We start from the raw sequence: 6,529 nt of genomic DNA, 5'->3' as shown, positions 1-6,529 counted from the left end.
GGAGAGGGAGGGGCCCGCGCCGCGGAGCGGCGTGGGAGGGTGCGGGTGGGCCTCCTCGGCGTCATCCGAGGAGTCCCACCCGCACCTGTCCTCTCCCATCAAGGGAGAGGGACCCGCCGAACCGGTCGTTCTTCTGGTGCCCTCTCCTCCACGTGGGAGCAGAGGGTTAGGGAGAGGAGGTTTGCAGGGCATAAGGATCGCGGCACCTTCCTCCCGTAGCCCCTCCTCCCACTGGACGAGGGGAATAAAGAGCCGCTACGCCGGAAACCCCGCCGGCGTGCCGTAGCCCGGCGGCACGAACGCCATCGCCTGGAACAGCGTGCCCATCTGGTCCGCGGCCGTCAGGCGGTGGTGGCCGGTCTCGATCTGCGCGCGCTGCTCGGGGTTCGCCTGCTGCTTCAGGATCTCCGCGCGCTGGTCCAGGCCCAGCCCCTTGAGGAAGTCGCGCTGGGGCACCGGGCCGTGCACCTCCGCGCCGGCCTCGCGCGCGGCCTGCGCGATCAGCGGGAAGTCGACGTGGGCGGTCAGGTCGGCGGTGCCGGGCGCGGAGAGGACGTCGGCACGTTGGTGCCGGCGTACCGCCTGCAGCGTCGCCTCCAAGCGCGTCTCGCTGCGGCCGTAGTCGACCAGGATCACCGCCCCGCCGTCGTGCGCCACCCGCCGGCCGAGGTCGTTCGCGATCGACAGCGCGCTCGGCGCCAGCTCGAACACCGCGCCGGGCTGCGCGGTCTGGCGCAGATGCTCCGGCACGTAGGCGGCGGCGTTCTGGCTGGGCGCGCCCAGCGCGAACACCAGCCGGTCGCGCTCGGGGTCGTAGGCGACCATCCGTTCCGACCAGCCGCGGTCGGTCTTCTCGAACTGGCGCACCGGCAGGGCGTCGAAGAATTCGTTGGCGATGACGAGCGCCGGGCCGTCCGGCAGGTCGGCGACCTGGTCGTGAAAGCCGGCGATCCGCGCGCCCAGGGCTTCCGCCTGCTGGTGCCGCAGGGCGCGGCTGACCTCCACCAGATGCACCGCAAGCGCGCGGTCGAAGCCCGGCAGCATCTTCGCCGCGCGCAACGCGTCCGCCATCAGCGTCCCGCGGCCGGGGCCGAGCTCCGCCAGCGTGACCGGATCGGGTTCGCCCAGACGCTGCCACGCCTCCGCGCACCACAGGCCCAACAATTCGCCGAACATCTGGCTGATCTCGGGCGCGGTCACGAAGTCGCCGGTCCAGCCGAACGGATCGCGGTCGCCCGCTTCCCCGCCGCTGTAGTAGCCGCCGTCGGGCGCGGTCAGCACGTCGGCCATGTAGCTGGCGACCGAAATCGGACCCGTGGACCGCAGCCGTCGGATCAGGCGTTGTTCGAGCGCGGTGCGGGGCATGGCGTGACACTCCATCGCAGAACTGATCCGCCTCCTCCCCTGGGAGGAGGGGCTCGGGGAGGAGGCGCCACGGGTAGATGGCGCGGCAACCTCCTCTCCCCGGCCCTTCCCAGCGGCGGAGAGGGGGCAGTTACGCCGCCGCGGACTTGTTGCGGCGCGACCAGACGGCGATCGCGATCCCGGCGACGATCATCGGGAGCGACAGGATCTGGCCCATCGTCGTGCCGAAGGCGAGGAAGCCGAGGAAGGGATCGGGCGCGCGGAAGAACTCGGCGATGAACCGCGCCAGGCCGTAGCCGATCAGGAACACGCCCGACAGCAGGCCGACCTGCTGCACCGCGCCGCGGCGCTGCAGGACGAACAGCACGGCGAACAGCACCAGCCCCTCCAGCACCGCCTCGTACAGCTGGCTGGGGTGCCGGGGCACCGGGCCGGCGCCCGGGAACACCATCGCCCAGGGGACGCCCGGGGCGGTGCGGCCCCACAGCTCGCCGTTGATGAAGTTGGCGACCCGTCCCAGGAACAGACCGATCGGGGTGGCGCAGGCGACCAGGTCGGCGATCGCGAAAAACCGGAAGCCGCGCTTCCAGGCGAACAGGATCATCGCCACGATCACGCCTGCCAGGCCGCCGTGGAAGGCCATGCCGCCTTCCCACAGCACCGGGATCTGGCTGGGGTTCGCCAGGAAATAGCCCGGCTGGTAGAAGATCACGTAGCCGAGCCGCCCGCCCAGCACGACGCCCAGCGTCGCCCACAGCAGGAAGTCGTCGATCGCCTCCGGGGTGAGCCGCCGCGTGTCCGGCGACTTCGGCGTCAGGCGCTTGACGTACTGCCAGCCCCCGACGAGCCCGGCGATGTAGGCGAGCGCGTACCAGCGGATCGCGATCGGGCCGATCTGCACGGCCGTCGGGTCGATCTCGGGATACGGCAGGGTCAGCAGCGGGCTCGGGTCCATGAGGTCCTTCGCATCGGTAGGCGGGCGCGGGCGGCGGGCGGGTGATTCCGAAGGCGTGTGCGCGCAAGCTGCCGGGTCAGCGGTACGGGTCGGGCGCGGTCAGGTAGGCGCGCACGTAGGCCGCGATGCCGTCCTCCAGCTCGGTGAACGGCGTGTCGTAGCCGGCCTTGCGCAGCTTCTCCATGCTCGCCTGGGTGAAGTACTGGTAGGTCGGGCGCAGGCGCTCGGGCGTCGGGACGAAGGCGATGTCGGGTTCCCGGTCCAGGGCGTCGAACACCGCGTGCGCGAGCGCGAGGAAGGTGCGCGCCCGCCCGGTGCCGACGTTGAACAGGCCGCTGACCCGGGGGGTGTCCAGCAGCCAGCGCATCACCGCGATGCAATCGTCGACGTAGACGAAGTCGCGCAGCTGCCCGCCGTCGGGATAGTCCGGGTGGTGCGACTTGAACAGCTTCGCCGGGCCGCCCGCCTGGATCTGCTGGAACAGGTGCCAGGGCACGCTGGCCTGCCCGCCCTTGTGGTACTCGTTCGGGCCGTAGACGTTGAAGAACTTGAGGCCCGCCCACTGCGGCGGCCGCGCGGCGCCGTCGGCGAGCTCGCGCGCGACCCAGCGGTCGAACAGCTGCTTCGACCAGCCGTAGCCGTTGAGCGGCCGGAAGCGCGCCAGCGCGGCGCGGTCCTCGGTATCCTCGAAGCCGCGGGCGCCGTCGCCGTAGGTCGCCGCGGAGGAGGCGTAGATCAGCGGCACCTCGTGCTGCGTGCACCAGCGCCAGAGATCGCGCGACAGGCGGAAGTTGGTCTCCACCAGCCGGTCGCCGTCGGTTTCGGTGGTCGCGGAGATCGCGCCCATGTGCACCACCGCCTGGACCGCGTCGACACGGGCATCGAGCAGGTCGAACGCGCGCTCGGGCGCGACGATGTCGTCCAAATCGTGGTGCGCCAGGTTGCGCCACTTGTCCTGGTCGCCCAGCCGGTCGCACACGACCACGCGCTCGTCGCGCGCGCTCAGCGACGCGACCAGGTTGGAGCCGATGAAGCCGGCGCCGCCGGTGACGAAGTACATAGGGGTGCGATCTCGCGCGCATGGCCTTGGGCGCGGCCCTTATAGGCCCGGTCCGCGCCGGCGGGCAAGGCAAGCGACAGCCCCGCTGCGGCGAGCGGGCAAGCGGGCCCGCTCTGATCCCGGCTCCCTCGAGGGGACCCGCCGGGACCGTCTGCCTACGGCGCGAACGATGCCGGGACCGCGGCTCTCGCCCGCTACCCCGCGCGGGCGTGTCGCCTTGATGGCGGGCCGGCGGCCCCCCATACTCGGCGATAGCTCACCAGACACGCCCGAACGCAGCCCAAGGGAGTTGGCCCAGCCGATGCAGACCCAGAACCGCCTGCTCGACGATCTCGCGCGCGTCGCCTCCAGCGCCATGGGCATCGCCACCGGCATGCGCAGCGAAGCCGAGGCGCGCCTGCGCGAGCAGTTCGAGAAGATCATCTCGCAAATGGACCTGGTCTCCCGCGAGGAGCACGAAGTCGTCCAGGCGATGGCCCAGAAGGCGCGCGAGGACCAGGAAGAGATGGCGGAGCGGGTCGCCAAGCTGGAAGCCCGGATCGCCGAGCTGGAGAGCGGTAAGCGCGCGGCCAAGTCGGCGAGCAGCAGCTCAAGCGCGAGCAAGTCCGCGAGCGGCGGCAGCAAGAGCACGTCGTCGAAGAAGTCCGGCGGCGCTTCGAAGTCCGGCGGGTCGTCGTCCGGCAGCAGCTGAGGATCGACGGCCGTTCTAAGCGGCACGCGTCCTCATCCCCTCTCCTCCACTGGGAGGAGAGGGCTCGGGAGAGGAGGGTGCCCGCGGAATTTCACCCGTGGCGCCTCCTCCCCTCGCCCCGCCTCCCACGTGGCGGAGGGGGATTAGTTTACGCAGCAGGCGGACCCCTCTCTACCCGCGGAACTTGTTGACGATCGGGTAGCGGCGGTCGCGGGACAGGTTGCGGGCGGTGATCTTGACCCCGGGCGGCGCCTGGCGGCGCTTGTACTCGGCGCCCTCCAGCAGCTTCCAGACCTTGGCCACCGTGTCGGGTTCATGCCCGCGCGCGGCGATTTCTTTGGCCGCCATGTCGGATTCGATCAGGCACGCCAGGATGTCGTCCAGCTGGTCGTAGCCGGGCAGGCTGTCCGCGTCCTTCTGATCCGGGGCCAGCTCGGCGGACGGGGCCTTGGTGATCACCCGCTCCGGGATCACCCGGCCGGCCGGGCCGAAGCTCCCGTGCGGGAGGTGCTGGTTGCGCCAGCGGGCAAGCGCGTAGACTTGGGTCTTGTAGACGTCCTTGATCGCGTTGAAGCCGCCGCACATGTCGCCGTAGAGGGTGGAGTAGCCCACGCTCATCTCCGACTTGTTGCCGGTGGACAGCACCATCGGCCCGAATTTGTTGGAAATCGCCATCAGGGCGACGCCGCGGCTGCGCGCCTGGATGTTCTCCTCGGCGATGCCCGTCGGCAGGTCGTCGAACAGCGGCTTCAGCATCTGGTCGAACGCCTGCATCGCCGGGCCGATGTCGACCGTCTCCAGCGCGCAGCCGAGCAGTTCGGCGAGCTCGGCCGCATCCTCCAGCGAATGCTGGCTGGTAAAGGGCGACGGCAGCAGCACGCAGCGCACCCGCTCGCTGCCCAGCGCGTCGGCCGCGACGACGGCGGAAATCGCGCTGTCGATCCCGCCGGACAGCCCGAGCACGACGCCCGGGAAGCCGTTCTTGTCGACGTAGTCGCGCAGGCCCAGCACGAGCGCGCGGTAGATCGCCGCGTGCCCGTCGGGCAGATCGGTGCGCACCCCGTCCGCGACCGCGAGGTCGCCCAGCCGGTCGCGGGTCCACCAAGTCGTGGCGACTGCGGGCTCGAACGCCGGCAGCTGCACGCGCAGGTTTCGCCCGGCGTCGAGCACGAACGACGCGCCGTCGAACACCAGTTCGTCCTGGCCGCCGACCTGGTTCAGATAGACGAGCGGGATCTCGCACTCGGCGATCCGCTGCAGGGCGAGCTGCAGGCGCTTGTCCGGCTTGCCGGACTCGAACGGGGACCCGTTGATCGCGATCAGCGCCTCCGCCCCGTTCTCCTGCAGGCACTCGGCGACGTCCTCCGACCAGATGTCCTCGCAGATCGGCAGGCCCAGGCGCGCGCCGCGCAGCTCCACCGGACCCGGCAGCTCGCCCGGCGTGAACAGACGCTTTTCGTCGAACACGCCGTAGTTCGGCAGGTCCCACTTGGCGCGCACCGCGCGCACGTCGCCGCCGTCCAGCACCAGGGCGGCGTTATAGAGGTGCCCGTCGCGCTTGCGCGTCTCCGGGTTCTCGCGCCAGGGGGCGCCCAGGATCACCGCCGGGCCGCCGTCGGCCGTGTCGGCGGCGAGCGCCTGCACGCCGGCCTCCGCCTTGTCCAGGAACGCGGGCTTCTGCACCAGGTCTTCCGGCGGGTAGCCGGTGATCACCAGTTCGGTCGCGACCAGGATGTCCGCGCCGGCGTCGGCCGCCTGTCGGCGGGCGTCGCGGAGCAGGGCCAGGTTGCCGTCGATGTCGCCCACGCAGGGGTTCAGCTGCGCGAGCGCGATGCCCAGGCGGTCGTCGCTCATGATGTCCCTTGGGTCCGGCCATGCGGTCGGGGAACGCGGCGTGCGCACCCTTTCCGACCCTCTACCTATGCGCCGCCGGGCGCGCGGGCAAGCTCGGGCGAGACGACGGGACGCGGCGGACGACTCATGCGACGGCGGAAACCTCCCGCGGAACCGCCGCTGGCGGGAGACAGCGTGCGATTCACACTGAAGGTGGAGACGGAGTCGGCGATCGCGAGCTAGAGCAAGATTCACGACGAAGGTCGACTCGACCTTCATCGAATTTGCCCTAGCGCTCCGCGAGCGCGGCGTTCGGGAGCGCCAGATCGTGCAGGCACAGGCCGGCGTCGGCCGGCCCCAGGATGCGCGTATCGTGGGCACGCATGGCGTTGTCGACGACCGAGAAGTGGAAGTCGATCTCCAGCCGGCAGTGCGCGCCGGCGTAGGTCCAACTGGTCAGGAATGGGCCGCGGCGCACCTCGGCCGGCTTGCCGAACAGCGTGAGCGCGCGCTCCAGCGCCATGCCGTCGAGCGCCTCCGGCCGGACGCGCGGGAACGCCGGACGCATCGGCGGCAGCGGCGGCGGTTCGACCGCCGCCCGCGCGCGCGCTCACGCTGTTCGGCA

The 6,529-nt window shown here is 71.2% G+C and carries 6 protein-coding genes; 1 reads left to right on the top strand and 5 read right to left on the bottom strand.

The window, feature by feature from the left end:
• Positions 1-255: 255 nt before the first annotated feature.
• The 3 genes from CKO28_RS26215 to rfaD form a co-directional block, all read right to left on the bottom strand.
• The gene (locus CKO28_RS26215; RefSeq protein ID WP_200344184.1) at positions 256-1,365 is read right to left on the bottom strand and encodes a class I SAM-dependent methyltransferase; all 1,110 of its coding nucleotides are present in this window, start codon (positions 1,363-1,365) and stop codon (positions 256-258) included.
• Positions 1,366-1,495: 130 nt separating this feature from the next.
• Entirely contained in the window at positions 1,496-2,320 is an 825-nt protein-coding gene (gene lgt, locus CKO28_RS26210) for a prolipoprotein diacylglyceryl transferase (RefSeq protein WP_200344182.1), read from the bottom strand.
• A gap of 76 nt (positions 2,321-2,396) precedes the next feature.
• Positions 2,397-3,380: an ADP-glyceromanno-heptose 6-epimerase gene (gene rfaD / locus CKO28_RS26205; RefSeq protein WP_200344180.1), complete on the bottom strand. Its 984-nt coding sequence runs from the start codon at positions 3,378-3,380 to the stop codon at positions 2,397-2,399.
• A gap of 301 nt (positions 3,381-3,681) precedes the next feature.
• On the opposite strand from rfaD, the gene CKO28_RS26200 reads away from it, so the two are divergent.
• A complete protein-coding gene (locus CKO28_RS26200; protein WP_200344178.1) occupies positions 3,682-4,071 on the top strand; it encodes an accessory factor UbiK family protein in 390 nt (129 codons plus the stop codon).
• A gap of 171 nt (positions 4,072-4,242) precedes the next feature.
• Here CKO28_RS26200 and CKO28_RS26195 read toward each other — a convergent pair whose 3' ends face one another.
• The gene (locus CKO28_RS26195; protein ID WP_200344176.1) at positions 4,243-5,925 is read right to left on the bottom strand and encodes an NAD+ synthase; all 1,683 of its coding nucleotides are present in this window, start codon (positions 5,923-5,925) and stop codon (positions 4,243-4,245) included.
• A gap of 268 nt (positions 5,926-6,193) precedes the next feature.
• Complete coding sequence (locus CKO28_RS26190) at positions 6,194-6,472, bottom strand: hypothetical protein (RefSeq protein WP_200344174.1); 279 nt, start codon at positions 6,470-6,472, stop codon at positions 6,194-6,196.
• Between the last annotated feature and the right edge of the window lie 57 nt (positions 6,473-6,529).

It is taken from the genome of Rhodovibrio sodomensis (assembly GCF_016583645.1).
Classification (GTDB): Bacteria; Pseudomonadota; Alphaproteobacteria; order Kiloniellales; family Rhodovibrionaceae; genus Rhodovibrio; species Rhodovibrio sodomensis.
The sequence above is the reverse complement of the archived record's forward strand: the minus strand, read 5'-3'. Positions and strand labels throughout refer to the sequence as shown.

Excerpts from the sequence above, each read along its gene's own strand:
- CKO28_RS26215 (WP_200344184.1), bottom strand. The coding sequence starts at position 1,365 with ATGCCCCGCACCGCGCTCGAACAACGCCTGATCCGACGGCTGCGGTCC.
- lgt (WP_200344182.1), bottom strand. The coding sequence starts at position 2,320 with ATGGACCCGAGCCCGCTGCTGACCCTGCCGTATCCCGAGATCGACCCG.
- rfaD (WP_200344180.1), bottom strand. The coding sequence starts at position 3,380 with ATGTACTTCGTCACCGGCGGCGCCGGCTTCATCGGCTCCAACCTGGTC.
- CKO28_RS26200 (WP_200344178.1), top strand. The coding sequence starts at position 3,682 with ATGCAGACCCAGAACCGCCTGCTCGACGATCTCGCGCGCGTCGCCTCC.
- CKO28_RS26195 (WP_200344176.1), bottom strand. The coding sequence starts at position 5,925 with ATGAGCGACGACCGCCTGGGCATCGCGCTCGCGCAGCTGAACCCCTGC.
- CKO28_RS26190 (WP_200344174.1), bottom strand. The coding sequence starts at position 6,472 with ATGCGTCCGGCGTTCCCGCGCGTCCGGCCGGAGGCGCTCGACGGCATG.